Annotated in this window: 25 protein-coding genes; 11 read left to right on the forward strand and 14 right to left on the reverse strand. The window is 58.8% G+C overall.

Annotated features, from left to right (window positions below):
• Positions 1-50: 50 nt before the first annotated feature.
• From ACR3EP_RS03400 to ACR3EP_RS03430, 7 genes are all read left to right on the forward strand, one after another.
• Entirely contained in the window at positions 51-845 is a 795-nt protein-coding gene (locus ACR3EP_RS03400) for an ABC transporter ATP-binding protein (protein WP_170348400.1), read from the forward strand.
• A 7-nt stretch (positions 846-852) separates the two neighbouring features.
• Positions 853-1770: an ABC transporter permease gene (locus ACR3EP_RS03405; RefSeq protein WP_170349379.1), complete on the forward strand. Its 918-nt coding sequence runs from the start codon at positions 853-855 to the stop codon at positions 1768-1770.
• A complete protein-coding gene (locus ACR3EP_RS03410; RefSeq protein WP_480636339.1) occupies positions 1767-2612 on the forward strand; it encodes an ABC transporter permease in 846 nt (281 codons plus the stop codon). The genes ACR3EP_RS03405 and ACR3EP_RS03410 overlap by 4 nt, the downstream gene beginning before the upstream one ends.
• A gap of 56 nt (positions 2613-2668) precedes the next feature.
• Positions 2669-3658, forward strand: coding sequence for an ABC transporter substrate-binding protein (locus ACR3EP_RS03415; RefSeq protein WP_170409475.1), 990 nt, complete (start codon positions 2669-2671; stop codon positions 3656-3658).
• A gap of 154 nt (positions 3659-3812) precedes the next feature.
• On the forward strand, positions 3813-4526 hold the full coding sequence (locus ACR3EP_RS03420; RefSeq protein ID WP_170358007.1) for an ABC transporter permease: 714 nt from the start codon (positions 3813-3815) through the stop codon (positions 4524-4526).
• A complete protein-coding gene (locus ACR3EP_RS03425; RefSeq protein ID WP_480636341.1) occupies positions 4519-5253 on the forward strand; it encodes an ATP-binding cassette domain-containing protein in 735 nt (244 codons plus the stop codon). Before ACR3EP_RS03420 ends, ACR3EP_RS03425 begins: the two co-directional genes overlap by 8 nt.
• Positions 5254-5271: 18 nt before the next feature.
• Positions 5272-6087, forward strand: coding sequence for an ABC transporter substrate-binding protein (locus tag ACR3EP_RS03430; RefSeq protein ID WP_170374910.1), 816 nt, complete (start codon positions 5272-5274; stop codon positions 6085-6087).
• Between the two features lie 6 nt (positions 6088-6093).
• Here ACR3EP_RS03430 and ACR3EP_RS03435 read toward each other — a convergent pair whose 3' ends face one another.
• The 11 genes from ACR3EP_RS03435 to ACR3EP_RS03485 all read right to left on the reverse strand — a co-directional run bounded on the left by ACR3EP_RS03435 (position 6094) and on the right by ACR3EP_RS03485 (position 15692).
• A complete protein-coding gene (locus ACR3EP_RS03435) occupies positions 6094-6966 on the reverse strand; it encodes a substrate-binding domain-containing protein (RefSeq protein ID WP_480636343.1) in 873 nt (290 codons plus the stop codon).
• The gene (locus ACR3EP_RS03440) at positions 6967-7092 is read right to left on the reverse strand and encodes a hypothetical protein (protein ID WP_264187089.1); all 126 of its coding nucleotides are present in this window, start codon (positions 7090-7092) and stop codon (positions 6967-6969) included.
• Positions 7089-8366 (reverse strand): c-type cytochrome, encoded by a 1278-nt coding sequence (locus ACR3EP_RS03445; RefSeq protein WP_480636344.1) that lies wholly within the window; start codon positions 8364-8366, stop codon positions 7089-7091. The genes ACR3EP_RS03440 and ACR3EP_RS03445 overlap by 4 nt, the downstream gene beginning before the upstream one ends.
• Complete coding sequence (locus ACR3EP_RS03450; protein WP_480636345.1) at positions 8367-9566, reverse strand: formate dehydrogenase subunit gamma; 1200 nt, start codon at positions 9564-9566, stop codon at positions 8367-8369.
• A 27-nt stretch (positions 9567-9593) separates the two neighbouring features.
• Positions 9594-9944 carry a putative quinol monooxygenase gene (locus tag ACR3EP_RS03455; protein WP_366551014.1) on the reverse strand — a complete coding sequence of 117 codons (351 nt, stop codon included), beginning with the start codon at positions 9942-9944 and terminating at the stop codon, positions 9594-9596.
• 110 nt (positions 9945-10054) lie between these two features.
• The gene (gene fdh3B / locus ACR3EP_RS03460) at positions 10055-10648 is read right to left on the reverse strand and encodes a formate dehydrogenase FDH3 subunit beta (RefSeq protein WP_037307340.1); all 594 of its coding nucleotides are present in this window, start codon (positions 10646-10648) and stop codon (positions 10055-10057) included.
• Between the two features lie 12 nt (positions 10649-10660).
• The gene (locus tag ACR3EP_RS03465) at positions 10661-13555 is read right to left on the reverse strand and encodes a formate dehydrogenase subunit alpha (RefSeq protein WP_170348410.1); all 2895 of its coding nucleotides are present in this window, start codon (positions 13553-13555) and stop codon (positions 10661-10663) included.
• A 132-nt stretch (positions 13556-13687) separates the two neighbouring features.
• The gene (locus tag ACR3EP_RS03470) at positions 13688-13876 is read right to left on the reverse strand and encodes a twin-arginine translocation signal domain-containing protein (RefSeq protein WP_170348411.1); all 189 of its coding nucleotides are present in this window, start codon (positions 13874-13876) and stop codon (positions 13688-13690) included.
• 61 nt (positions 13877-13937) lie between these two features.
• Positions 13938-14549, reverse strand: coding sequence for a TorD/DmsD family molecular chaperone (locus ACR3EP_RS03475; RefSeq protein ID WP_480636349.1), 612 nt, complete (start codon positions 14547-14549; stop codon positions 13938-13940).
• A 4-nt stretch (positions 14550-14553) separates the two neighbouring features.
• The gene (locus ACR3EP_RS03480; RefSeq protein WP_170348413.1) at positions 14554-15141 is read right to left on the reverse strand and encodes a DUF3306 domain-containing protein; all 588 of its coding nucleotides are present in this window, start codon (positions 15139-15141) and stop codon (positions 14554-14556) included.
• A complete protein-coding gene (locus ACR3EP_RS03485; RefSeq protein WP_170348414.1) occupies positions 15138-15692 on the reverse strand; it encodes a DUF3305 domain-containing protein in 555 nt (184 codons plus the stop codon). Before ACR3EP_RS03485 ends, ACR3EP_RS03480 begins: the two co-directional genes overlap by 4 nt.
• A gap of 221 nt (positions 15693-15913) precedes the next feature.
• Between ACR3EP_RS03485 and ACR3EP_RS03490 the strand changes: the two genes are divergently transcribed.
• Positions 15914-17866 (forward strand): 4Fe-4S binding protein, encoded by a 1953-nt coding sequence (locus tag ACR3EP_RS03490; RefSeq protein WP_480636351.1) that lies wholly within the window; start codon positions 15914-15916, stop codon positions 17864-17866.
• Here the strand turns inward: ACR3EP_RS03490 and ACR3EP_RS03495 are convergent.
• Positions 17860-18588: a c-type cytochrome gene (locus ACR3EP_RS03495; protein WP_480636353.1), complete on the reverse strand. Its 729-nt coding sequence runs from the start codon at positions 18586-18588 to the stop codon at positions 17860-17862. The two genes, ACR3EP_RS03490 and ACR3EP_RS03495, sit on opposite strands and share 7 nt — an antisense overlap.
• A gap of 108 nt (positions 18589-18696) precedes the next feature.
• Here ACR3EP_RS03495 and ACR3EP_RS03500 point away from each other — a divergent pair, with 108 nt between their 5' ends.
• From ACR3EP_RS03500 to ACR3EP_RS03510, 3 genes are read left to right on the forward strand one after another with little or no spacing between them, the layout of a single operon-like run.
• Entirely contained in the window at positions 18697-19758 is a 1062-nt protein-coding gene (locus ACR3EP_RS03500; RefSeq protein WP_170393693.1) for an Mrp/NBP35 family ATP-binding protein, read from the forward strand.
• A complete protein-coding gene (locus tag ACR3EP_RS03505) occupies positions 19755-20450 on the forward strand; it encodes a biotin/lipoate--protein ligase family protein (RefSeq protein ID WP_170393695.1) in 696 nt (231 codons plus the stop codon). The genes ACR3EP_RS03500 and ACR3EP_RS03505 overlap by 4 nt, the downstream gene beginning before the upstream one ends.
• The gene (locus ACR3EP_RS03510) at positions 20450-20929 is read left to right on the forward strand and encodes a DUF6505 family protein (RefSeq protein WP_170349381.1); all 480 of its coding nucleotides are present in this window, start codon (positions 20450-20452) and stop codon (positions 20927-20929) included. Before ACR3EP_RS03505 ends, ACR3EP_RS03510 begins: the two co-directional genes overlap by 1 nt.
• Before the next feature lie 3 nt (positions 20930-20932).
• Here the strand turns inward: ACR3EP_RS03510 and ACR3EP_RS03515 are convergent, their stop codons facing one another.
• Complete coding sequence (locus tag ACR3EP_RS03515; protein ID WP_170348419.1) at positions 20933-21433, reverse strand: flavin reductase family protein; 501 nt, start codon at positions 21431-21433, stop codon at positions 20933-20935.
• 89 nt (positions 21434-21522) lie between these two features.
• Positions 21523-22935, reverse strand: coding sequence for a 3'-5' exonuclease (locus ACR3EP_RS03520; RefSeq protein ID WP_170374926.1), 1413 nt, complete (start codon positions 22933-22935; stop codon positions 21523-21525).

A 22935-nucleotide genomic window follows, 5' to 3' on the forward strand; every position in this document is an offset into this window, starting at 1 on the left:
AGGGATTGTCACCAAGGCACCCTAAAGCCAAACCTTTTCAAGGCAATGGAATGAATACTGAAAGCACTACCCAGCCCGTAATCGAGGCAAGGCAGTTGGACCTTACCTTCCAAACAAACGACGGGCCAATCCATGCGCTCAAGGATGTGAACCTGACAGTCGACAAAGGCGATTTCGTCAGCTTCATAGGCCCCTCGGGCTGCGGGAAAACCACCTTTCTGCGCTGTATCGCGGCGCTGGAAACACCGACAGGGGGAACGTTAACCGTCAATGGAATGACCCCGGATGAGGCGCGGCGGAACCGGGCCTATGGCTATGTGTTTCAGGCGGCGGGGCTATATCCTTGGCGGACCATTGCCAAGAACATTAAACTACCCTTGGAAATCATGGGTTATTCCGCCAGCGAGCAGGAAGAGAGGGTTAAAAAAGTTCTGGAACTTGTTGATCTAGAGGGATTTGGCGGGAAATTCCCCTGGCAGCTTTCTGGCGGTATGCAGCAACGCGCCAGCATTGCGCGGGCGCTGGCTTTTGACGCCGATATCCTTTTGATGGATGAGCCCTTTGGCGCGCTGGATGAGATCGTGCGCGATCACCTGAACGAACAGCTTCTGGCACTTTGGGCGCGCACTGAAAAGACCATCGGTTTCGTGACGCACTCGATCCCTGAGGCGGTGTATCTCAGCACAAAGATCGTGGTGATGAGCCCGCGACCGGGGCGGATCACTGATGTGATCGACAGCCCTCTGCCAAAGGAACGGCCGCTGGATATCCGCGACACGCCGGAATTCATCGAAGTCGCCCATCGTGTGCGCGAGGGGCTGCGGGCGGGGCATACGGATGACTAGTGCAGGGATCAAAGCTGTCTGGGCCGTCTTGACCGTTGTAGGCGTCATTATCCTGTTCTGGTATGCCGCCAGCGTGCCGATGAACATCAAAGGTGTTCTGACTGAATTCGAACGAGCCGGGGAACAAGTCGATCCGCCCAAAGCTGTTGACCGCCGCGACATGAGCGAGTTCGAGTTGGTCATCGACAACCCCTATGCCATTGATGAGACATGGGAACAGGACCGACCGCGTTTGCCCGCACCGCATCAGGTGGCCGAAGAGCTGTGGGACACCACGGTCGAGAAGAAAATCACCTCGAAAAGATCATTGATTTATCATTCCTGGGTGACACTCAGCGCCACTATTCTAGGTTTTGCGATTGGCACCGGGTTGGGCATTCTGCTGGCAGTGGGAATTGTACACAGCCGAGTGATGGACCTGTCGGTCATGCCCTGGGCCATTGTAAGCCAAACCATTCCAATCATCGCGCTGGCCCCGATGATCATCGTGGTGCTGTATTCGATAGGTATTCAGGGGATCATCCCCAAGGCGATTATCTCGGCCTACCTTAGCTTTTTCCCCGTCGTGGTCGGTATGGTGAAGGGGCTGCGCAGCCCCGATGCGATGCAATTGGACCTGTTGCGCACGTATAATGCCAGTCGGTCTCAGGGGTTCTGGAAGCTGCGGTTACCAGCGTCGATGCCGTATCTGTTTACTTCGCTGAAAATCGGAATCGCGGCCTCACTGGTCGGGGCTATCGTCGGAGAGCTGCCGACAGGGGCCGTGGCTGGTTTGGGTGCGCGACTGCTGGCTGGCAGCTATTACGGTCAGACCGTGCAAATCTGGTCGGCGTTGTTTGCGGCGGCCATCCTGGCGGCCTGTCTGGTCGGGCTGTTGGGTCTGATCGAGCGGGCGGTCCTGAAACGGATGGGGATGGCGCAATGATATCTGTTCTCGGTGCAATTGGCGTCTGGCTGTTTGGCTGGTGGTTGAACAGCCGCCTGGCCAGTGGACCTTATGCCGATACAAAGACGGTGCGGTTTCTGGCGCCGCTGATCTTTGGACTGACCGTGATTGCAATTTGGGAACTGCTGGTGCGTGGACTTGATGTGCCGTTGGTCATTTTGCCTGCACCGTCAGTGATCGCTGTGCGCTTTGCTGACAGCCTTCCAATCCTGTGGGCGGATTTCGTGCAAACCATCATCAAAGGCGCGCTGAGCGGTTACATCATCGGTTGCGGATCGGCCTTCCTGATGGCGATTGCCGTGGATCGCTGGGATTTCCTGCGCCTCGGATTGTTGCCGGTCGGGAACTTTGTGGCGGCCCTGCCTATTGTCGGGACGGCCCCCATTCTGGTGATGTGGTTCGGGTTCGACTGGCATTCCAAGGCGGCGGTGGTCGTGGTGATGGTGTTCTTTCCCATGCTGGTGAACACCGTTGCCGGTCTACGAGAAGCCACCGTCATGCAGCGCGACCTGATGGAGACCTATGCCGCGACTTATTGGCAGAGCTTTCTGAAACTTCGCTTGCCCGCAGCGATGCCGTTTGTTTTCAACGGGCTAAAGATTTCTACCACTCTGGCGCTGATCGGCGCTATCGTGGCCGAGTTCTTTGGCTCTCCAACTCTGGGCATGGGCTTTCGGATATCGACCAGTGTCGGGCAACTGTCACTGGATATGGTCTGGGCCGAGATTGTCGTGGCTGCTTTGGCCGGGACGGCGTTTTATGGGCTGGTCGCCATGATCGAAAAGGGGGTGACATTCTGGCACCCATCGCAACGCGGATAAATGGAAATTAACAGACCCCGAAAATGGGGCGCCAACAACAACTAGGAGATATGAAGATGAACAAGCTACTCAGCGGGGTGATTGCTGCCTTTAGCCTGACTGCCAGCGCAGCGCTGGCCGCAGATGAGGTGACTTTGCAACTCAAGTGGGTCACTCAGGCGCAGTTCGCGGGTTATTATGTGGCCAAAGACAAAGGGTTCTACGAGGAAGAGGGACTGGACGTCACCATTTTGCCCGGCGGCCCGGATATCGCACCGACTCAGGTCATTGCGGGCGGTGGTGCGGATGTGACCGTCGAATGGATGCCCGCCGCACTGGCCGCGCGCGAAAAGGGTCTGCCCCTAGTGAATATCGCGCAACCGTTCAAAAGCTCAGGCATGATGTTGACCTGCTGGAAAGATGCCGGGATTTCCTCGCCCGAGGACCTAAAGAACCGCACGCTGGGTGTTTGGTTTTTTGGTAATGAATTCCCGTTCATGAGCTGGATGAGCCAGTTGGGTATCGACACCGGTGGCAAAAGTGAAAACGGCGTCGAGGTTCTGAAACAGGGCTTTAACGTTGATCCTTTGCTGCAGCGTCAGGCCGATTGCATCAGCACCATGACCTATAATGAATACTGGCAGGTCATCGACGCTGGCGTCAGCCCGGATGAGCTGGTCACTTTTAAGTACGAAGACCAGGGCGTGGCGACGCTGGAGGACGGTTTGTATGTGCTTGAGGAAAATTTGGGTGACGCGGCCTTTGTTGAAAAAATGGAGCGTTTTGTTCGTGCTTCGATGAAAGGCTGGAAATACGCTGAAGAACACCCTGATGAGGCAGCCGACATCGTGCTTGAGAATGACGCGACCGGTGCCCAGACCGAAGAGCATCAGAAGCGCATGATGGGCGAGATCGCCAAACTGACCGCGGGTTCGAATGGCGCGTTGGATCCGGCCGATTTTGAACGTACCGTGGGTACCTTGCTGGCAGGTGGGTCTGACCCAGTGATCACCAAGCAGCCCGATGGGGCCTGGACACATCAGATCACAGATGCGGCGCTGAACTGATCCCAGTTCAATTGCCTGAACACGCGCGGCCCCAACCGGGGCCGCGTTTTTGTTTGGGGATGTCGGAATCGTGTCTGTACTTGGTGAGTAAATGGTCTAGTATCTTTATGAAATTAGGCGCATTTTGTACGAAATGCTCGTTATGTGGTAGGAAATGCAGGGTTTTGCATCAGAATTCAACTCGGCAATGACTCTGATCCTAAACGGGGATGCAGAGTTGTGGGCGATTGTGTTGCTGTCCCTGAAAGTTTCCATCTTTGCCGTGCTGATTTCTGCGTTGATTGGCATGCCCGTTGGTGCGGCTTTGGCGGTCGCTCGGTTTCCGGGACGTCGAATTCTGATCGTGCTGATGAATGCTTTGATGGGGTTCCCACCGGTCGTTGTCGGGCTGTTGGTCTATCTGATGTTGTCACGCTCGGGTCCGTTGGGTGTGCTTGAGTTGCTGTATACGCCGACCGCGATGATCATTGCGCAGGTTGTTCTAGTTACCCCCATCATCGCAGCGTTGACCCGGCAAGTGGTCGAATTGCTGGCCGAGGAGTATTCGGAACAGCTCCGCTCACTGGGGGTGTCCCGGCTGGCATCGGTTCCGGTGCTGTTGTGGGATGCGCGATTGGCGCTGGTGACCGCACTGCTGGCTGGATTTGGTCGGGCCATTGCCGAGGTCGGCGCGGTGATCATCGTTGGCGGCAACATCAATCACGTCACGCGTGTTATGACGACGACCATTGCTTTGGAGACCTCAAAGGGCAATCTGGCGCTGGCGTTGGCACTGGGGGCGATCCTGATCGGTATCGCGGTGGCGGTGAATGCCATGGTCAGCACGCTCAGCCTGCGAGCCGAGCAGGAGGGGTTGCGCCATGCGTGATTTGACTTTGCAATTGGCCAGTTGTTTGTCGGTTGATGGGATGCGGATCACCCGTAAAGGCAAGGCCTTGTTGGATGTGCCGCAGCTTATCCTTGATGGTCCGGGGCCAACCTTGATCCTTGGGCCGAATGGATCGGGCAAAAGCCTGCTGCTGCGCTGTCTGCATGGGCTAATTGTGCCGGATCGCGGGCAGGTCCGGCAGGATGGTGTCGAGCTGAATGCTGATCACAAGGCGCGGCAGGCGATGGTGTTTCAGCAGCCCGTGCTGTTGCGCCGGACCGTTGCTTCCAACCTGGATTTTGTGCTGAAACGCCAGGGGATGCCGCGCAGCACGCGCAAGTCCCGGATCGAGGAATTGCTGACCGAAGGCGGCCTGGATGGCAAAGCCCGCCAATCCGCCCGGTCCCTGTCAGGGGGAGAAGCGCAGCGGCTGGCCATTCTACGCGCCCTCGCGCTGGACCCAGAGACGTTGTTTCTGGATGAACCCACCAGCGCGCTTGATCCCAATGCCACGCAGATGATCGAAAGGATGATCCTGCGCGCCTCAACCCGGGGTGTCCGCATCGTTATGGTGACGCATGACATCGGGCAGGCCCGGCGGTTAGCCGCCGATATCGTGATGATGCAGGGCGGTCACGTGGTTGAACATGGGGCGGCCAAACAGGTACTAAATGCCCCCAAAAGCGACGCCGCACACCGATATCTGGCTGGCGGGCTAGTCACTTAAACAATAACGGAGATCTAAATGATCCGTACTTTTTTTCGAGCAGCTCTTTTCGCCGTTGGTTTGACCGCTGCGTCCGCCAACGCCGAGGAACCCTTTATCGTGGTGCAATCGACGACGTCCACTCAGAATTCGGGTTTGCTGGATTACATCCTGCCGGGGTTCGAGGCCGAGACGGGTATTGACGTACGTGTTGTTGCCGTGGGCACCGGTCAGGCGATCCGCAATGCCATCAACGGGGATGGGGACGTGTTGCTGGTGCATTCCAGACCAGCCGAGGAACAATTCGTTGACGACGGTTGGGGGGTCGAGCGGTTTGACGTGATGTACAACGATTTTGTTCTGGTCGGGCCAAAATCCGATCCGGCCAAGGTGCGGGGTGGCATGGATATCGTTGAGGCGCTGGTTGCGGTGTCCGAAGCCGAAGCTCCCTTTGCCTCGCGCGGAGATGACAGCGGAACGCACAAGGCCGAGATGCGCCTTTGGGATTGGGCGGGTGCCGATCCGACCGCCGCATCAGGGACGTGGTACCGCGAGACCGGCTCGGGCATGGGGGCGACTTTGAACGTGGCCAGCGGGATGGGGGCCTATGTGCTGACGGATCGCGCCACGTGGCAATCCTTTGGCAACAGGGGGGATCTAGAGGTTCTGGTCGAGGGTGACCCGCGTCTATTCAATCAATACGGTATCATTCTTGTGAACCCGGATAAGCATCCGCAGGTCCGGGCCGCAGCGGGTCAACGGTTCATTGACTGGCTGATCGGCCCCGACGGGCAGGCGGCCATTGCGTCTTACAAGCTGGATGGTGAGCAGTTGTTCTTTCCCAACGCCGAGTGATTGGGGTCAGCCGCTTGCGCCGTTGTGGTGGATCGTGCCCAACTCGGACAAGTCATAACCACCGAATTCGGCAGCACGGTTGGTGAAACGTTCAGACTGAAAAAAGCTGAGAAGTTTCAGCATCGGGTCATCAAAATAAGCGCGGCGCCAGATGGCCAGGTCCAACCGTTCAGTATGGGTGGGCGCGAAGCCCAGATTGTATAGGCTGGCCAGGGCACCCAACCCAAACCCGGCTTCGGCCTTGCTGTCATGCAGGGCAATGGCCAGTTCTTCTTCGGTCCGGGCGCAGGCGGGTAGGGCGTCCAGATCGTCGCGTGTCAGACCGTGGGCTTCTAGCTGTGCGTCGAACAGCCGTTGGCTGGCGGCGCTGTCCTGCCGCAGGATCACCCGCCGTCCCTTCAGATCCGCAAAGCCAGTGATGCCAGTGACGCCCGGTGCCAATAGCAATCCGCGTTGCCGCTGCGCGACTTCATACAAAACCACCGGGGCTTCACCCAGATTGGCACGCAGAGATTGCGTATTGAACCCCTGATCCTCATGAATATGCAGCGCCGCAGCCTGCGCACTGCGGTCCTTCAGGCGGATCAGCCCGTCGAAGGAACCGTCGTAATACGTGGCCAGACCCGAGCCGCTTTCGCGCAAAGCCCAATCAAGCAGCGGATCATGGCTGCCAGCAATGATCAGGGGCAGGGCGGGTTCTGCCACTTTCGGGCCGGACCGGGATGCGTTCAGCCAGGCGATGACCTCGGCCCGAGGAAACAGCAGCTTGCCCATGGCGCGCACGCAGGGGACCGCGCCGGATGAGGCCAGATCATAGGCCTTACGCTCGCCAATGCGCAGCAGGTCGGCCAGCTCTTTGGTGGTTAGATATTCGGACATTCAGTCGAGGCGCACAGCCGAACCGGTTCCCGCATCGGCGGCGCTGAAGCCGACCTGTTGCAGTGCATAGGGCGCTGCGACGGTGATTACGACCATTACGGCCACAGCGGCAAGAAAGGCTTTCATTGGTCTCCTCCGGTCTTATTCTCCGGTGCCGTTGCGCGGCGCAAATAGGCAATCAGGTCATCGCGATCCTGGGCCTGAGTGATCCGCTGCATCGGCATCTTCGATCCCGGTATGTAGTGGTCTGGCCCCTCGTCGAAAAGGGCATTTATCGTTTCGTCATTCCAAACGATATCAGAGTCTTGCAGCGTATCCGAGTAGAAATATCCCGCCAGCGTACCGGCCTTGCGTCCGAAGACTCCATACAAAGTCGGCCCGGCACGCCTTTGCCCGTCGGGCGTTAGGCTGTGGCAGATCGAACATTTGCGGGAAAATTGCCGTTCCCCGTTGCTCATTTCTTCGGGGTTCTTCAAGAAGCTGGGCTCGGTGGCTGCCATCTGTGCGCGATCGCCGAGGGATGAAACCGGCCAGCTATACATCGCCTCATCCATGCCGCCCGCATGGATGTTCTGGCCGTCCGTAGAAAAGGCCAGCGCCCAAACCGGCCCGCGAAGAGTGGCGCGGAAGTCCTGCGCGATGTGCCATTCGACTGTGTCGATCACCATGATGTAGCCCTCACCATCACCCACGGCCAAAAGGCTACGATCCGGGCTGAGTGCCAGCGCCAGAATAGGACGGCGATCCAGGGTAAAGTCGCGTTCTTCGCCGGTGGTCAGGTCCAAAATGCGGGTCACACCGTCGACTGCACCATAGGCAATCCAGTTGTCGGCGACGTTCAGAACCAATTCATTGATCCCGAACCCGTGTTCGACCAGTCGCTGGATTTCCTGTCCACTGGCTACATCCCACACCCGCAGAGTTCCATCTATGCCAGCCGAGTACAGGGTTGCTCCATCTGGTGAAAAAGTGACGGCGTTCACACCGCTGCCCGCCGTAAGCGTTTGCGCGGCTGATCCATCTTCGGGCCAAAGTCCAATGGTGCCGTCCCAACTGGCAGTGGCGACATGCGTTTTCGAGGCCGCGACCCCCACGATCTTGCCTTTGTGCTGGCCAACAACCTCTCCGCCCGGCCAGCGGCGCAGGGTGAAATCATCGCCTGCTGAATAGATCGCGCGCCCGTTGAACGCGACCGAGTTTACGGCTGCCTCGTGCCCTTCCAGCCATTCGGGCCTGCGGTTCGACCACAAGCCAACCGAGTTGTCGAAACTGGCGGTGGCGATCCGTCCGTCTGGCGCAGTGGCGATCCCCATGATCGGTCCGCCGTGACCCTTGAGCGTGAAAAACTCGGCCATGGCAGGCAGGGGGACCAGCGCCAGGGCCAGGACCAGCCCACGCATCTATTCTGCGGGTGAGGCCGCTGCCTTACCGGCCTCTTTTTCTTGTACCTCTTCCAACCACAGCGAGTGATGCTCGCGTGCCCATTGCTCTTCGACTTCGCCGGTACCCATTGCGTCAAAGGCACCTTCCATGCCGACCGAACCCAGATAGATGTGGGCGATAATGATGGCGATGAACACATAGGCGATCATCACGTGCCAAACCTGCGCGTATTGCATCTCCTCCTGTGGGGACATCTGGGTTGGCAAATTCAGGCCAAACATCTGTGGAATACCGGTGGAATTGGCGACCGAGAAGGTCTTGGCGAACATCGGCAGTTCGAACGGGAACAGCAGCGACAGCCCGGACAGGCTGATCGAAACGCCCAGCAGGATACAGGCCCAGAAGATGACCTTTTGTCCTGCGTTAAACTTCCTGGCAGGCGGATGGCTACCCTTGGTGAAAAGGCCCCCACCGGCGGCCAGCCACTTCAAGTCCACCCGGTTGGGGATGTTGTGGGCGATCCAGTTCACGGTGACGATGACCAGACCCAGCATAAATGCCCATGCGAGATTGTTGTGTAACCATTTGCAGCCTTGCGCGATGGTGGCAAACCCTTCTTTCCCGAAAAGCGGGATCAGGAAATCACGGCCATAAAGGGTCAGCAGGCCGGTCAGGCCAAGTACAAGGAAAGACCCGGCGAACAGCCAGTGCCCGAACCGCTCAAAGCTGTTAAAGCGGGTTACGGTGCGGCCGGTTTTTTCCCCGTCGATGCGGATTTTTCCGCGGATCAGAAAAAACAACACGATGATGGCCGCCATTCCGCCCAGGATATACGTTCCGTATTCGCGCAAGGGGCCTGTGCGGAAGTTCAGCCACCACATGCCACCGTCCTGGATTAGAACGCCAGCCGCAGGCCCCTTGGATGAAACTGTTGTATCGGCCGAGCCGTATCGGATCGCGCGATAGACATCACTGTCTGAGGCAACGCCGCGTGTTCCCAACTGGCCCAGCAGACCTTCGGCATTGCCTTGACCGGTGTTGTCCGAGCGATAACGATTGTCGACCTTTTCACCGCGCTGACGGGCCAGAATGTCTTCCAGTGTCGTGGCGCCGCCAGTGGTGCTGCGTTCGGATTCAGTCGGGACATCCGCACTTTCTTGAGCCAAGGCGACACTGGTGAGGAATAGGGGGATCAGCAGCATTAAGATCAGGCGCATCTGTCGAATCTCCTGTGTCGTTCGTGTCTATCGGTCAAAGCCGCTGACTTGTTTGTGAAAGACCGCTCCAACCGGCGTAAGCGCCGCGTGCAGGTCTTCTTTAGCGGGGCCGTAAACGTCCAGCTGAGTTGGTGTCAGAATTGCCAGAAAACGATCTGCGAAATTTGCCCCGAAGTTTTGCATGTGGATCATCGCATCATCAGAACTGGCGTATCGTTCAAATATGTGAACTGCCGATCCGCTGCGGTGCCATTCATAGGACTTCGCACCGCTTTCATTCAGTGTTGCATCCACCATTTCAGCCATTAGCGCATCGAATAGGTCATCCTGATCTGCTTGCAGGTCAAGTTTCAGCAGCCAATAAACATCTTCGGTCATGAAATACTCCGTTCAGGTTGGTCACGCCAACTTATGCCCGGCCAAGTGGTTTGGCCGGGCTGGGACGGTCCCGTAGCTGACACTACGAGACCGCCAATTTCAAAACGGGACTAACCGTCTTTCTGGTCGTAGGCCGTGCCCCAACCCCAGGCGCCCGAGCCAAACCCGCGCGCCACGACGCGTTCGCGGTAGATGGCCGAAACCACGTCGCCATCACCGGCGAGCAGGGCCTTGGTGGAACACATCTCGGCGCAGATGGGCAGTTTGCCCTCGGCGATCCGATTGCGACCGTATTTGGCGAACTCTGCGGTCGAGTGCGTTTCCTCGGGACCACCGGCGCAGAAGGTACATTTGTCCATCTTGCCGCGTGATCCGAAGTTTCCGGCCTGCGGATACTGCGGCGCGCCGAAGGGGCACGCATAGAAGCAATAGCCGCAACCGATGCACAGGTCCTTGGAGTGCAGGACGACGCCTTCTTCGTTCTGATAGAAGCAGTCGACCGGGCACACCGCCATGCAAGGCGCATCCGAGCAATGCATGCAGGCCACCGAGATTGAGCGTTCGCCCGGGTTGCCGTCATTGATCGTCACCACCCTGCGGCGGTTGATGCCCCATGGGACCTCGTGCTCGTTCTTGCACGCGGTGACGCAGGCGTTGCACTCGATGCAGCGTTCAGCGTCGCAGAGAAACTTTGCTCTAGCCATAAATCGTCCTCCTTACGCTGCCGAGATTTTGCAGAGAGTACATTTCGTCTCCTGCATCTGGGTCACTGAATCGTAGCCATAGGTCTGGGCGGTGTTGGAGCTTTCACCCAGCACGTAGGGATCAGCGCCAGCGGGGTATTTGTCCCGCAAGTCCTGTCCCTGGAAATGGCCGCCGAAATGGAATGGCATGAAGGCCACGCCGGCACCGACTCTGTTGGTCAGCATCGCCATCACTTTGACTTTGCCGCCCTCGGGACCTTCGACCCAGACCTGAGACCCATCACGAATACCAAGGTTGTTGGCATCGCGCGGGTTGATCTCGACGAACATGTCCTGTTGCAGTTCGGCCAGCCACGGGTTCGATCGGCTTTCCTCGCCGCCACCCTCATATTCGACCAGACGACCAGACGTCAGGATTAGCGGGTAATCCTTTGAAAAGTCGTTCTTCTGGATCGAAGCGTAAAGGGTAGGCAGGCGATAGGCCTGACGGTCTTCGTAGGTCGGATAATCCTCCACCAGATCGCGCCGGTTGGTATATAGCGGCTCGCGATGCAGTGGGATCGGATCCGGGAAGGTCCAGACGACCGCACGGGCTTTAGCGTTCCCGAAGGGCGCACAGCCATGCTCGATCGCGACCCGTTGGATGCCGCCGGACAGGTCGGTTTTCCAGTTGGTCTTCGGACCCGCAACAGCGTCGATTGCTGCGCGTTCCTCATCCGTCAGATCGCCATCCCAACCAAGATCCATCAGCATCTGCATCGTGAATTCGGGATATCCATCCTGAATTTCCGACCCTACGCTATAGACCCCTTCGGCCAGCAGGTTGTCGCCATCGCGTTCCACCCCGAAACGGGCGCGGAAGGTCAGGCCACCCTCGGCCACCGGTTTGGACATGTCATAAAGGTTTGGAGTCCCCGTATGACCCATCTCGGCCGTGCCCCAGCAGGGCCATGGCAGACCGTAGTATTCGCCGTCGTTTGGTCCACCAACAGCCTGCAACGTCGTTCTGTCGAACGTGTGCTGGTTGGCCATATGGCTTTTCAGACGTTCCGGCGACTGACCGGTATAGCCGATGGTCCAGAGGCCCGAGTTGAACTCACGCGTGATGCTTTCAACATTCGGGGTTTCGGCGTCTTCCATTTCGATATTGCGGAAGAACCGGTCCGCCCAGCCGAACTTGTTGGCAAACTTGGCCATAATGACCTCATCCGGCAAGCTTTCGAACAGCGGATCAACCACCTTGTCGCGCCACTGCAGCGAGCGGTTTGAGGCCGTGACCGAGCCACGGGTTTCGAACTGCGTACAGGCAGGCAACAGGTAAACGCCATCGGTGCGGTCATGCAGAACGGCCGAGACGGTGGGGTACGGGTCAATCACGACCAGCATGTCCAGCTTCTCCATCGCCGTCTTCATTTCCGGCCCACGCGTTTGCGAGTTCGGCGCGTGACCCCACAGAACCATGGCGCGAACGTTGTTGTCCTGATCCATGTTTGCTGGGTCTTCCAGAACACCGTCGATCCAGCGAGAGACAGGGATACCGCGCTCGTTCTGAAGCGGTTTATCCTTGCCTTCCTTGTCCTTGATCGTGGCGAACTGACCAGCCAGCCATTCGGGTTCTTCACCCCAGACACGTGCCCAATGACCCCACGCCCCTGCTGACAGGCCGTAATAGCCGGGCAGGGTGTGAGACAGAACACCAAGGTCCGTCGCGCCCTGCACATTGTCGTGACCGCGGAAGATGTTGGTGCCACCACCCGAGGTGCCCATGTTGCCAAGCGCAAGCTGCAGCACGCAGTAGGCGCGGGTGTTGTTGTTGCCGTTGGTGTGCTGAGTCCCACCCATACACCAGACGACTGTGCCGGGCCGGTTGTTGGCCATGGTGCGGGCAACGCGCTTCAGCTGCGAACCGGGCGTGCCGGTGACGCGCTCGACCTCTTCTGGGTTCCACTTGGCAACCTCTTCCTGGATCTGGTCCATACCCCAGACACGGGTGCGGATGAACTCTTTGTCCTCCCAGCCGTTGTCGAAGATGTGCCACAGGATGCCCCAGATTAGCGCAACGTCTGTGCCGGGGCGGAAGCGGACATATTCATCTGCATGGGCCGCGGTGCGCGTAAAACGCGGGTCGCAGACAATCAGCGGTGCGTTGTTCTGCTCTTTCGCGCGCAATATATGCAGCAGCGAGACAGGGTGCGCTTCAGCCGGGTTACCGCCGATTATGAAGATCGCCTTACTGTTGTGCATGTCGTTATACGAATTGGTCATGGCGCCGTAGCCCCATGTATTCGCAACACCCGCAACAGTGGTCGAGTGGCAGATACGCGCCTGATGGTCCACGTTGTTCGTGCCCCAGTAGGCGGCGAACTTGCGGAACAGATAGGCCTGTTCGTTATTGTGCTTCGCGGAACCCAGCCAATAAACACTGTCTGGCCCCGACTCTTCGCGGATGCTCATCATGCCGTCGCCGATCTCGTTGATCGCTTCTTCCCAGCTGATGCGTTTCCACTCGCCACCTTCCTTTTTCATCGGGTATTTCAGGCGGCGCTCGCCATGGGCGTGCTCGCGAACCGAGGCCCCCTTGGCGCAGTGCGCACCCAGGTTGAACGGACTGTCCCAACCGGGTTCCTGCCCGATCCAGACGCCGTCCTGCACTTCGGCGACGACTGTACAGCCGACCGAACAATGGGTGCATACGGATTTGATGTTTTCAACGGCCTGATTGGCCGCTGTCTGGGCGCTGGCTGGCGTCACGGTTCCACCCGTGGCGCTGATCGCGGCAAGGCCGCCGATCGTCAGGCCCGATCCACGCAGGAATGCGCGGCGATCGACGGTTTTCTCGCCGACCTGGGACAGGATACTTGTCCGCTGGGGGCGTCTCGCAACCCCGTTGGTCTTTTTCCTTAGCATTGTTTTCCTCCCTTGCGCGCCGTGTAAGCCACGGCTGGCTTGGTACTGCTGATGCCGACGTCAGGGCCAATCGCAACCGTCAGTCGGTTGGTGACATCGTCCGGTCGGTAAACCGGGCGCAGTCGAGGCGGCTTAGAATCGCGCGCTGTCCAGGTAAGCGCGGGTGTGCGCTGTATCCTGCATGCGGGTTTCGTCCGTGGGCAGCTCGGCTGCTTCGGCTTTTCCGCTTAGTGTGGCTGCGGCAACAGCAGCGGGCGCTGCGGTTCCGGCCAGTTTGAGGAAGTCGCGGCGCGAGGCGCCTTCTTCCTTGGTCTTGCTCATGGGCTTCTCCTTTCCCATTTGCGATCTAGCGCCAATTCGGGCGCTGGCGAGTTGCGGTGGTTCACACCGCCGTCATTCGGAAGGCCTCGCGTTCGATTTCCATAAACACCCGACCGGCTGTGCCGACCGAGGCATAGAGAACCGACGCTTCGGCTGCTTCCAAATCAGAATAGAAATGTGTGGCCCAGGGGCCGATATGTTTGTTCCAGAACACCTTTTGATCCTCGACCGTGGCGGGTGCGCCAAAACGGCCAACGATCATGCCTGCCATCATTTCCATCAGCGAGGCTATGTTGTCTTCGGGCTCGAATACGTTCTGCGCTCGGGTGATTCCGCGGACGGCCATGTCATTGCGCAACTGCGCCAGAGGTTTCTCGTTCAAAAAACCGGTCAGGTAATAGCTGCCATAAGGCAGCAGCTCACCCCGACCCAGTCCGATGAACAGCGCATTGAATTCCCGTTCCGCGGCGGCGGGTTTGGTGACTTTGGCCACCCGCGCCATGGCTTGAATGGCTTGACCCAGGTCTGTGCCATCCCCGGTCAGACCCGCGACCTGATCTAGCAGCATTTGATCTGGTGGGCCTGACAGAAGCAGACCCAGAAAATTGTAGAAATCCGCGCGCAGGCGATCTTCGGCCGAGACTTCCAGATTTTGCGCATTGCCTGCGGTCATTTCGTCATCCTTCGAATTCAAATTTCATGCGGCGCGGGGCAACCTGCGGCGCTGTCTCGTCCACCTCATCGGTAAATGCCACGGCCACCTGGGCAGGGGCTGGGGTTGGAACCACTTCCGGTTCCTCTTCGGCTGCCAGGGTTTCACCTTCATCCACCAAGGGTTCGATTTCAGGGGCATCCTCTTCGGCCTCTGCAGCCAATGCTTCGATGTGGCTCAGCATTCCTTTGCCAACTTGATAGGCGGTCTGGATGTTCTCGATCACACAGGCCGCGTCGGTATAGTCCTCACCATAGTCGACAAGCCCGTCCACATTGGCCAATACCGGGTTCAGCCGCCACAGCCGCCGCAAGGCACGGCGGCGCAACCGGTCAGGGACGGCCTTTGCCATAAACCCCGAGACATCATCCCCGGCCTGCAACTGATCGGGGTCGGGCAAGTTGAACTGTGCCAAAATCTCGGCGTCGCTCTTTTCTTCCAACTCGGCGTGTTGCGTGGCGATGACCTGTTCTTCACTTGCGATGACCTCGGCCTCGGCTTCGGCCTGAACGGCAGCTTTGCGGCGGGACCAGAAATCGCGAGCTTGGGTCATTGCAACAGCCTCCGCGGTGCGCGGTAAACGTCCGAGGTCTGCCGGATACGCGCATCCCCCTTGCCGTCCTCTACAAGGTCCGTCCGTTTCTTGTCGCGGCGGCGTTTAACGAAAACCTCATCACGGTGGTGTTCCAGCGCGAAATCCCGAACCCAGGCAATCAGCCCTTCAGTCATCGGGATTTTTTCGACGATCTCTTCACCGGTATCTGCATAATCCTGCCCTTCGAACGGGGACGCCGTGACCAGCACCGCATCCATCGGGCGTTCGCCATCCAGCGCATCGCGAAGAACAAGGTAGATCGAAGGTTGTCCGTCGGACAGGTTGACCATGTAGGCCTCAGTTTCATCAGCCCAAAGCGTCAAGGGAAGGGTGGCGGCGTGGTACTCCACGGCTTCACCCTCGCGGCGCATCTCAAGCCAATCCGCTGGCCCGGCACCGGGCAGCACAGCAACGGCGCGCCAGTTCCATTTCGCCCAGCGGGTAACACCGGGTGTTTTGCGCACGACGACGCCGATTGGCATTTCAATCTGGCTTGCGGCCTTGGCCACTTAGTCCTCCCCGGAAGGCTCTCCCCTGCCTTCCCCTGGGTCTACTATGGTACACAAAGCAACCATGTGCCAAGTCTGAATTGCTGGGTTAATTATCTGATCACCGATTGTTTACGAACCCGAGAGGCATTGAAGACCCGGCCATGCCGAAAGATTAGCCATGGGGCATTGCCACTTTTCCAAGACACCCTAAGCTGAAACCAAGATGGGGAGGGGATGCCATGGGCACAAAACTAATACTATGCGATTGCGCCGGAACGCAGGAACTGGAGGCCGAGAAAATCGCATCCGCTTGTGGGATCGCCTGCTCAAAGGTTCATACGGCCCTGTGTACGGTTGAGTTGGAGACTGCTGCATCCCTGATGCAGGACGGGGATACGGTGATTGCCTGCGGGCAGGAGCAAGATGTGTTCCGGGACCTTGCAGACGAATTGAATATCAACATGCCGGGGTTTGTCGACTTGCGTGACCGCGCCGGTTGGTCAGAGCAGAACAGCGAAGCGACCCCCAAGATGGCCGCTTTGGCCGCTGAGGCGCTGCTGCCTCAGCCCATCACGCCCAGCGTTGACGTCTTTAGCGAAGGCACCTGTTTCATTGTCGGGGCAAGTGAGGTGAGTTTTGATCTGGCGGCCCGGCTGTCGGACACTTTGGCGGTGACGGTGCTGGTGACCGATGACGCGTCGCCGGTTTCGCGGTCATTTGACGTGGTGCGCGGCCAGCTTCGGTCGCTGAACGGCGCACTGGGCGGGTTCACATTGCGGCTGGACGCCTTGCAACAGCTGAAACCGGGCGGTCGTGGGGCGTTTACCTGGACTGAGGCCCGCGATGGGGCGCACTCGGCCTGCGATATTATAATAGACCTGTCCGGCGGCACTGCCTTCGTTCAGGCCCCGGCCAAACGCGAAGGCTATTTGCGCGCCGATCCCAAAGACCCGCTTGCTGTGGAACGGTTGGCCTATGAGGCAGTGCAACTGGTTGGCACGTTTGAAAAGCCGCTTTACGTGCGGCTCGAAGAAACGCTGTGTGCCCATTCCCGCGCCGAGCAGGTCGCCTGTACTAACTGTCTGGATATCTGTCCGACGGGCGCGATCGTACCGGCGAAGGAACATGTGTCCATTGACCCAATGGTCTGCGCCGGATGCGGGGAATGTGCGGCGGTGTGCCCATCGACCGCAATCACATACGAGGACCCGCCAGTTTCTGCCCTGTTGTCACGCATGCACATTCTGGCGCGGACCTATCGGCGGGCAGGGGGGGCGTCGCCCCGTTTGTTGGTCCACGATGCCCACGGTGCTGAGATGATCCGGCTGGCCGCCCGGTTCGGGCGCGGCTTGCCCGCAGATGTCATCCCGCTTGAGTTAAACGTGATTTCGGGGTTCGGCCACGCCGAAATGCTGGCCGCATTGGCGCATGGGTTCGCACGTGTCGATATCCTTCTGGCCCCAACCACCGAACGCGACGCGCTGGATCGTGAATTGGTTCTGGCGCAGGCAATTGCAGGACCGGATGGATTGTCCTTGATTGATCAGGCCGACCCCGATGCGATGGCAGACCTGCTATATGCGCAGGATGTTCCGTCACCGCTGTCCGATCCGGTGCTGCCGCTGGGCAACCGCAGACAAATCGCGCGCTTGTCCGCACAGGCGTTGAATCCGCAGGCGGATACACCTTTATCATTACCCGAAAATGCTCCGTACGGGGCGGTGGCGGTGAATACGGACGCCTGTACATTGTGCCTCAGCTGCGTGTCGCTGTGCCCGTCAGGTGCGTTGGCTGACAACCCGGACAAACCGCAGCTGAACTTTCAGCAGGACGCCTGTTTGCAATGTGGCTTGTGCAAGGGCGTTTGCCCCGAGGATGCGATTACCCTTGTCCCGCAACTGGACCTGAGCGACGCAGCCTTGTCTCAGCAGGTGCTGAATGAGGAAGAACCCTTTGCCTGCGTTGAATGCGGTGCGTTGTTCGGTGTGAAATCTACGGTCGAACGGATCATGGAAAAGCTGTCTGGCACGCATCCGATGTTTGCCACCTCGGACAAGGCCCGGATGATCCAGATGTGTGACAATTGCCGAGTGAACGCGCAGTTTCAGCAATCAGACAATCCGTTCCAGTCCAATCCAAGACCCAAGGTTGTCACGACCGAGGATTATTTCTCAAAGCGAAAGGATCATTGAAGCTGTAGCGGCGCGCCTAAATCAGCAGCCTGGATGGCTGAGACAAACGCCAGAATGGCCTCCAGCTCTTCCAGCGTCATCTCGACCGGGTAAATGGGCGAGGGGCGTTCTGGGTCAAACGGCGGTGTTAGCCCGTCGATCTGTGTAAAGGCGGGATGGGGGTTGAGGGCAAAGAACGCCTCAAACCGTTCAGACCAGTCCGGCATCGATCGCAGCACCGCGAACGATGGGGTTGAGCCCAGACCGTTCATCCGGTTTTGCGGCCCAATCACATGGCACCGGCCGCAATGGATCATCGACAGTTCCGCGCCGCGCACGGCGTCACCATCGACCACAGTTTCCTCCTGCGCGGCCGTTACTTCGAAACTCGCAGAGAAGGGTGCCCCTTGGTCAGGGACAAAGCTTTCGACCGTATTCTTGCCGATATCGGACAGCAGCCAGTCGCGGAACCGTTCGTGCCGGGCGTTGTCTTCGATCCGTAGATGGTACACCACTCCGCCGCGTGCAAAGACCGGGTCGCCCGGCGGGGAGGTTTCCAGCACCAAAATGCCCCCGTCATCCGCAATAACGCGTATCCCGGTCTTGAGAGAGAAGCGAGGAAGGATATGTTGCAGCAGACCAGAGTCTGTTACTTCCGTCGGGGCGGCAAGGCCAATGGCCTCCTGCGACCAAGAGGGACTGGCAGAGAGCGTCAGGCTCAGGCACAAAAGGACAACGCGCATGGCCCAACCTAACGGTCTGGTCCCGATTGCGTCAAATGAACTGAATGAGACGGAGACACATGCAATGAAACGCAACCTCATCGTGGGTGGAACTAAAGGGGTAATGGCATGAGTGTTCGTGACGCGGTTCTGGCAAACCTGAAAAAGATCACTGACCCTGTGTCGGGGCAGGATATCGTTAGCGCCGGAGTGGTGCGCGCGCTGAATGTCGAAGGTGACACCGTTCGGTTCGTGCTTGAGATTGATCCGAAACAGGCCGAGCGAATGGAGCCCGTTCGTGCCGCCGCCGAGCAGGCCGCAAAGTTGGCAGACGGTGTGGCCAATGTGTCTGCTCTGCTGACCGCGCATTCGGAAAAGGCTCCGCCAGATCTGAAACCGAAACCCAAGCCGTCGCAAACCGGCCCGCAGGCCGTACCGGGAGTGGATCGAATAATCGCCATTGCCTCGGGTAAAGGCGGGGTAGGTAAATCCACCGTTTCGGCCAACCTTGCCTGTGCGCTGGCGGCCGAGGGTCGTCGTGTCGGTCTATTGGACGCTGATGTTTATGGCCCGTCGCAGCCCCGGATGCTGGGTGTCTCGGGCCGTCCGGCCAGCCCTGACGGAAAGACGATCCTGCCGCTGCGCAATCACGGCGTCACCATGATGTCGATGGGTCTGATGACCAATGAAGGGCAAGCGGTTGTCTGGCGCGGCCCAATGCTGATGGGCGCGCTGCAACAGATGATGAGCCAGGTTCAGTGGGGCGCTTTGGACGTGCTGATCGTGGACTTGCCGCCAGGCACCGGTGACGTGCAACTGACGCTGAGCCAAAAGTTCAAGGTGGACGGTGCCATTGTTGTATCTACCCCGCAGGACGTGGCCTTGATCGATGCCCGCAAAGGGATCGACATGTTCAACCAGCTCAAGACTCCTATCGTCGGCATGATCGAAAACATGTCGACCCATATCTGCTCCAACTGCGGGCATGAGGAACACGTGTTCGGACACGGCGGTGTGAAATCCGAGGCCGAAGCGCTGGGTGTTCCGCTGCTGGGTGAAATCCCCCTGCATCTGGATATCCGGGTCGCTGCGGACGGGGGCGCGCCCATCGTGGTCAGCAAACCCGACAGCCCGCAGGCCGAGGCATTCCGCAAAGTCGCCCGCGATATGATCGCTAAGGGAAACGCATGAACCAACCGGTCTTTCCGCCATTGCTGACGGGCCATCCTGTGCAGGGCGGGGAAGACCCGTTCGACCGCGCCCAAGCCATGGCCGCGCTGGGCTGCGACGCGGGGACGGTGGTTTACAACATTCAGGCCGACCGCTTGCGCGTTGCCATCGTCTTTGCGCCCGAGGTGCCTTTGCAGGACGCTATGGCGATGCTTCCTTTGTGCGCCGTGGGGTTTCAGAACGCGCTGGGCGCGCTGGCTCCGCCCGAGGTTGCCGTGCATTTGGGCTGGGATGGACTGATTTGCGTGAACGGGGCGAAGTGTGGAATGTTCCGCACCGCCGCCTCAGGCCGCGATCCCGGGCAAGAACCCGATTGGCTGGTGGTCAGTTGGGAACTGGCGTTACTGCAAACCGGGGATGATCCGGGGAAAACGCCGGATGTCACCGCACTGTATGACGAAGGGTGCGCCGATGTCTCAGCAGCACAACTGGTTGAAAGCTGGTCGCGGCATATGCTGACCTGGCTCAATCGCTGGCAAGAGGACGGCAACGCCCCTTTGCACGGCGAATGGATGGGGCTGCTGCGCGGCGTCGGAGAGCCCTATGGAGAGACGGGCGTGTTTCTGGGAACGGATGAGCGGTTTGGCATGCTGATCCGTGACGGCGATGAAACACGTTTACGCCCGCTGACCGAACTGTTGGAGAACCGATGATGAAACTGGCCCGTGCGATCCATTTCGATGAAAGCGACATGAACGTGTTCCATTCCCCGGCGCGGACGGGGGAATGGTGCATATCAGGCGGGTTTGAATTCTCGAACTGGGGTGAGGCCGATCTGGAAGGTAAGTCGCGGCAGGCGTTTTCAAACGGTTGGTTGGGCGTCGAAACCTTTGGGCGCGTGACATTTGTCGCCGTGACCCAGATCGAACAGGCCGAGTTGGACCAGATCGTGCAAACTCTGGCCGAGCATTTTGTGCAATTCTACGGTGCGCCTTCAGTCGAAGCGGCCTTGGGTGTGGCAAAGGCCGAAATCGTCCATATGAGTGAGCTTTGCGAAGAACACGCCCCGAACACGCTGTTGACAGTCGCGCGCGAGTTGTCCGACACGGGTGTGCACGAAGCGTTCCGTATTATCACCCCACAGGAAACACAGCTTGAGGCGTTGGCCGTTCACGGCTCGCTTGATGAATGAAGGTTACAGCAGGTCCGCGAAGCCGCCGAACTGACCGCGTTTGAAAATCAGGCCTTTGCCTGTGCGATACATCACCTGTTCGACCTCACCAACCAAGATCAGGTGATCCCCGGCCTCGTGCTTGGCATGTAATTGGCAATCGAACCGGGCCAGACACTCGTTCAGTTGCGGTCTGCCTTTGTGATCCGTATCCCATTCCACGTGCGAGAAATCCAACCCATCACGCGCGAACTGCAGTGCCTGATCCTGCTGTTCCTGTGCCATCACGTGAATGGAATAGTGTTGGCAGGCATTAAAGGAATTAAACCGGAACGAGTCTTTTGCCAGGCACCAAAGCACCAGCGGTGGGTCCAGCGAGACCGATGAGAACGAATTGACGGTTATCGCACGCGGTCCGTTTTCGGTGTTCGTCGTGATGACGGTGACACCTGTGCCGAAACACCCCAGCGCTTCGCGAAAAGCGGTACTTTGGTCAGGAGTTGGGGTGAAGGTCTTTTCAGTCATTGTCCGCTCGTGCAGTGGCCGCGCATCAGGTGCCACGGTCTGCCGGAATTGTCCATGAAAAGCTGAATCTTGAGCGAATATTTTGACGTTCAGTTCAAGTCTTCCAGCAGGCGGCCATGCTGACGGGTTGCCTCGATGACTGCGCCAAAGGTTGTCATGCCACGGGCTTGCAGCATAGGCAGCATCTTGACCAGTGCTTGCGCTGTGGCGACAGCGTCGCCAAGGGCGGTGTGGCGCAGGTCGTGCGGAATGGCAATCTCTAACCTGTCACACAACGCATCCAGGGTGTGCTTGTCGCTGGCGCCGAACAGAACGGCAGATAGCAAAACGGTGTCGAGGATGGGGTGATCCCAGTCGACATCCATGCGTTTTGCATGGCGCCGCAGAAAGGCCATGTCGAAAGGCGCGTTATGGGCCACGATCACCGCATCCCGCGCGAATTGGTGGAACGTGCGCCCCGCCGCAGCAATATCCGGTGCGCCCTGAACCATGTGGTCGCTGATATGATGAACTTTGGTCGAAGCCGGCGGGATCGGCATGCCAGGATCAACCAACATATCAAACCGCTCGCCCTGAACGATGCGTCCATTCACAACCCTGACCGCGCCGATCTGTACGATTTCGTCCTTGTGCGGCAGTAGTCCCGTGGTTTCGGTGTCAAACACCACAAAACACAGATCGCGAAGAGCGAGAGATTCGAACTCGCCCGCGACCGCGCTGTTCAGCAAGTCAAAGTCGTATACCAGTGGGCGCGCAGCCTCGGGTGCGATATTAGCGGCACTTTCGTCGAATATCAGCAGATAGCCGGGCGCGTCGCCCAGCGGCTTCATGCGGGCGGAATAGGTTTGCGCGCCGTCGATGCTGGTCAGGGTGCAATCGACCTCAAGCCCGGTTTTTGACAGTTTCTCGTAGGCTTGTTGCAGTGGCACGGGTTGCAGGTATTCGTAAAGCGAGGCGTTCAAGCGGGGATGGGCGATTTGGGCCAGCACTCCGGCGGCCTGCCCATCGTACAGCACGATTTTGTGGGTGGGGCTGGCCAGCACCATCGCCACCGGAATCTCGGTCAGCAGGGCCGTCAGTCTTTGTTTTTCAGCAGACAGATGCGCAGTCTCAGCAGCCACGGCCTGAGCCACATCCATGGTCTTGCCTGACAGCTGATCCGCCAACCCGGCTGCCGCTGGGGCCAGGTCGCCCAGATAACGCGCGGCCTGCATGTCCATATCCGTGCTTACGCCCGCATGTGCGCGGGCGCGCAGCTGGGCCGATAGACGTTCGATGGGCTTTGCCACGTTGTCGTCAAACAGCAGCCAGACGGCAATGATCAAGGCGATGAAGCCGAAACCCATAAGGATTTCAGCCAGGATAAAAGCACTTGCTAACGCAGGATCAGCGACACGCAGATAGCTTACCCAAAGTGCCACAGAGCTAACGGCCAGCGCGCCCACTGCCATCAAGCAGAAGAACAGAAAAATTCGGACGCGCAGGCTAAGCCGGGTCAGCAT

It is taken from the genome of Ruegeria sp. BB10, assembly GCF_056535725.1.

Bases quoted from the DNA above. Each gene is read 5' to 3' on its own strand.
- ACR3EP_RS03400 (WP_170348400.1), top strand. From the start codon at position 51: ATGAATACTGAAAGCACTACCCAGCCCGTAATCGAGGCAAGGCAGTTG.
- ACR3EP_RS03410 (WP_480636339.1), top strand. From the start codon at position 1,767: ATGATATCTGTTCTCGGTGCAATTGGCGTCTGGCTGTTTGGCTGGTGG.
- ACR3EP_RS03415 (WP_170409475.1), top strand. From the start codon at position 2,669: ATGAACAAGCTACTCAGCGGGGTGATTGCTGCCTTTAGCCTGACTGCC.
- ACR3EP_RS03420 (WP_170358007.1), top strand. From the start codon at position 3,813: ATGCAGGGTTTTGCATCAGAATTCAACTCGGCAATGACTCTGATCCTA.
- ACR3EP_RS03425 (WP_480636341.1), top strand. From the start codon at position 4,519: ATGCGTGATTTGACTTTGCAATTGGCCAGTTGTTTGTCGGTTGATGGG.
- ACR3EP_RS03430 (WP_170374910.1), top strand. From the start codon at position 5,272: ATGATCCGTACTTTTTTTCGAGCAGCTCTTTTCGCCGTTGGTTTGACC.
- ACR3EP_RS03435 (WP_480636343.1), bottom strand. From the start codon at position 6,966: ATGTCCGAATATCTAACCACCAAAGAGCTGGCCGACCTGCTGCGCATT.
- ACR3EP_RS03440 (WP_264187089.1), bottom strand. From the start codon at position 7,092: ATGAAAGCCTTTCTTGCCGCTGTGGCCGTAATGGTCGTAATCACCGTC.
- ACR3EP_RS03445 (WP_480636344.1), bottom strand. From the start codon at position 8,366: ATGCGTGGGCTGGTCCTGGCCCTGGCGCTGGTCCCCCTGCCTGCCATG.
- ACR3EP_RS03450 (WP_480636345.1), bottom strand. From the start codon at position 9,566: ATGCGCCTGATCTTAATGCTGCTGATCCCCCTATTCCTCACCAGTGTC.
- ACR3EP_RS03455 (WP_366551014.1), bottom strand. From the start codon at position 9,944: ATGACCGAAGATGTTTATTGGCTGCTGAAACTTGACCTGCAAGCAGAT.
- fdh3B (WP_037307340.1), bottom strand. From the start codon at position 10,648: ATGGCTAGAGCAAAGTTTCTCTGCGACGCTGAACGCTGCATCGAGTGC.
- ACR3EP_RS03465 (WP_170348410.1), bottom strand. From the start codon at position 13,555: ATGCTAAGGAAAAAGACCAACGGGGTTGCGAGACGCCCCCAGCGGACA.
- ACR3EP_RS03470 (WP_170348411.1), bottom strand. From the start codon at position 13,876: ATGAGCAAGACCAAGGAAGAAGGCGCCTCGCGCCGCGACTTCCTCAAA.
- ACR3EP_RS03475 (WP_480636349.1), bottom strand. From the start codon at position 14,549: ATGACCGCAGGCAATGCGCAAAATCTGGAAGTCTCGGCCGAAGATCGC.
- ACR3EP_RS03480 (WP_170348413.1), bottom strand. From the start codon at position 15,141: ATGACCCAAGCTCGCGATTTCTGGTCCCGCCGCAAAGCTGCCGTTCAG.
- ACR3EP_RS03490 (WP_480636351.1), top strand. From the start codon at position 15,914: ATGGGCACAAAACTAATACTATGCGATTGCGCCGGAACGCAGGAACTG.
- ACR3EP_RS03495 (WP_480636353.1), bottom strand. From the start codon at position 18,588: ATGCGCGTTGTCCTTTTGTGCCTGAGCCTGACGCTCTCTGCCAGTCCC.
- ACR3EP_RS03500 (WP_170393693.1), top strand. From the start codon at position 18,697: ATGAGTGTTCGTGACGCGGTTCTGGCAAACCTGAAAAAGATCACTGAC.
- ACR3EP_RS03505 (WP_170393695.1), top strand. From the start codon at position 19,755: ATGAACCAACCGGTCTTTCCGCCATTGCTGACGGGCCATCCTGTGCAG.
- ACR3EP_RS03510 (WP_170349381.1), top strand. From the start codon at position 20,450: ATGAAACTGGCCCGTGCGATCCATTTCGATGAAAGCGACATGAACGTG.
- ACR3EP_RS03515 (WP_170348419.1), bottom strand. From the start codon at position 21,433: ATGACTGAAAAGACCTTCACCCCAACTCCTGACCAAAGTACCGCTTTT.
- ACR3EP_RS03520 (WP_170374926.1), bottom strand. From the start codon at position 22,935: ATGCTGACCCGGCTTAGCCTGCGCGTCCGAATTTTTCTGTTCTTCTGC.